Source organism: Rahnella sp. P4_A8, from assembly GCF_056402435.1.
In genome coordinates this window covers 1-2,145 of record NZ_JBFUHK010000173.1, presented here as the reverse complement: position 1 = coordinate 2,145, position 2,145 = coordinate 1, and the positions used below count along the sequence as shown (strand labels likewise).

Here is a 2,145-nt window from a genome sequence, read left to right as displayed (position 1 = left end):
GTCTTCCCTGTGGCTTTARGCCACCTGAAGGGACGTTTAAGACTAAGACGTTGATAGGCTGGGTGTGTAAGTGCAGCGATGCATTGAGCTAACCAGTACTAATGACCCGAGAGGCTTAACCTTACAACACCAAAGGTGTTTTTAGAGACTTGAAGTAGATTTTCAGCTGAAGTTCCGAGATTGGTTCGTAGTGCAAGCCTGATGTAGGGTGAGCGTTATGAATGAAACAGAATTTGCCTGGCGGCAGTAGCGCGGTGGTCCCACCTGACCCCATGCCGAACTCAGAAGTGAAACGCCGTAGCGCCGATGGTAGTGTGGGGTCTCCCCATGCGAGAGTAGGGAACTGCCAGGCATCAAATAAGTGGAAAGCCCCGTACRAAAGTACGGGGCTTTTTGCTATGGGAAATTTGGGTAATGGCAGAAGATCGAAAACTACTGTTTTTGCTGATTTTCCAGCCACCTGATAACAAATTCTCCAACGTCTTCTATCTTATTTATATTCAAGACGCTAATTGTCGTTGAAATAGTCTCTGATAGACAATCACTAGCCACAGCAACAGCATGAATATCAATTAACTGTTCCAATATTCCCCCTGTTCCTTCCCTGTGCAGCACAATTTTGTCGATCTCTTCATGCTTGAACCCTTCAACGAAGATCATATCCAGTTTATTGCGGTCAAAACGCGTCGCAAGATAGTCTAGGTTTAGATGATCCTGCTCGGGCATTTCTGTCATTAATGCCCATCGGCTGCTGCTGGCAACCATAGTCTGGTCCGCACCCGCTTTACGTAGCTCAAAGCTATCTTTCCCTGGAGTATCAACATCCACATCATGATGTGTATGCTTTATCAGACCGGTTCGTATACCACGTTGACGCAAATAGGGGATAAGCTGCTTCAGCAATGTTGTTTTTCCTGTTCCGCTGTGAGCGACGATCCCAAGCAAGGGAATTTGTTGAGTTATCATATTAAAATATCGTGGTGATTAGCTTTCCAATGTGACACATCTTCAGGCGTGTTGAGATTGGAAAACGCTGTGGATTCGTTGAACAATACTGCTTTTGCGTCAATCTGATGAAAGAAAATCATTAATTTCCTGTCGCCATTTGCGAGATAGGTTTCCAGTACTGGAATCAGATTACGGTTCAGCAGACAAAGTGTCGGATGCCCGCGTTCAGGGTCACAGGCAAAAACTGCCCGTTGCCCGGCCGCTTTGGCTAAAAAGGCTTCGGTAAGATTTAACGGAAAGGCTGGTACGTCACAGGGAACGAACAGTACCCACTCGGTTTTACTGGCAGATAATGCGGCAAGCATTCCTGCAAGGGGGCCCTGAAAATCCTGTGTAATGTMAGGGACCGTCTGGAAATTTCGGCCATATCGTTTCGTGTTTCGGTTACAGCTGATGAGAATATCTCCGACTTGTGGGCGTAATCTTTCGGCAATATGTTCAAATAAGGGTTTACCATTAATTTCGACCAGCCCTTTGTCTTCACCCATCCTGCTCGAACGACCACCCGCTAAAATCACGCCGGTAATGTTATCCTGCCCCATAATATTTACCTGTAAAAATGTCTATATTCCGTTCATTGTAACGCCTTACCTTGCGGTCAGGCAGGTTTAACTGTTACCCGGTCAGCTTGTCCTTTCCCTGAAGAAATAACCCTGTTATTTTTAGGGTCTGCAACTACGTTGAAAGGGAATATCATGAAAGAACATCGCGTAAATGAGTTGATCGAACTGCTGCATCCTGCATGGAAAGAAGATTGCGATCTTAACCTGATGGAGTTTATTCAGAAGCTGGCGACAGAATGTGGTTATCAGGGACCTTTGGGAGAACTGAGTGATGACATGTTGATTTATCACCTGAAAATGCGCGGAACTGACAGCACGACTGAAATCCCAGGTTTAAAGAAAGATTATGAGGATGACTTTAAAACTGCACTTTTACGTGCCCGTGGCGTGATTAAAGATTGATGTAAACTTATGTGAACTTCATGCGAACCGCCAAAAATAGATGATACTATTTCCCATTGTCACTTTTCTGTGCGGCTAACCCGAATGAAGTTATGAACAATTCTGCTTTTAATTTTCAGGCATTGTCGCCGGATCTTATCCTTGATGCGTTAGATAGTATCGGTCTGATTGC

General features: G+C 45.1%; 3 protein-coding genes and 2 rRNA genes. 3 read left to right on the top strand and 2 right to left on the bottom strand.

The window, feature by feature from the left end:
- Positions 1-123 (top strand): 23S ribosomal RNA (locus AC1DUO_RS24305); the annotation flags it as partial.
- Between the two features lie 113 nt (positions 124-236).
- Positions 237-352: ribosomal RNA gene (gene rrf / locus AC1DUO_RS24300) — 5S ribosomal RNA — on the top strand.
- Between the two features lie 80 nt (positions 353-432).
- Here the strand turns inward: rrf and mobB are convergent.
- Together mobB and mobA are read right to left on the bottom strand one after the other, a co-directional pair.
- The gene (gene mobB / locus AC1DUO_RS24295) at positions 433-966 is read right to left on the bottom strand and encodes a molybdopterin-guanine dinucleotide biosynthesis protein MobB (RefSeq protein WP_037035576.1); all 534 of its coding nucleotides are present in this window, start codon (positions 964-966) and stop codon (positions 433-435) included.
- Positions 963-1,550: a molybdenum cofactor guanylyltransferase MobA gene (gene mobA / locus AC1DUO_RS24290; RefSeq protein ID WP_477989153.1), complete on the bottom strand. Its 588-nt coding sequence runs from the start codon at positions 1,548-1,550 to the stop codon at positions 963-965. Before mobA ends, mobB begins: the two co-directional genes overlap by 4 nt.
- 153 nt (positions 1,551-1,703) lie before the next feature.
- Here mobA and AC1DUO_RS24285 point away from each other — a divergent pair, with 153 nt between their 5' ends.
- Positions 1,704-1,973, top strand: a complete 270-nt coding sequence (locus AC1DUO_RS24285; RefSeq protein WP_013577661.1) for a YihD family protein — start codon at positions 1,704-1,706, stop codon at positions 1,971-1,973.
- Positions 1,974-2,145: the final 172 nt, after the last annotated feature.

Excerpts from the sequence above, each read along its gene's own strand:
- mobB (WP_037035576.1), bottom strand. The coding sequence starts at position 966 with ATGATAACTCAACAAATTCCCTTGCTTGGGATCGTCGCTCACAGCGGA.
- AC1DUO_RS24285 (WP_013577661.1), top strand. The coding sequence starts at position 1,704 with ATGAAAGAACATCGCGTAAATGAGTTGATCGAACTGCTGCATCCTGCA.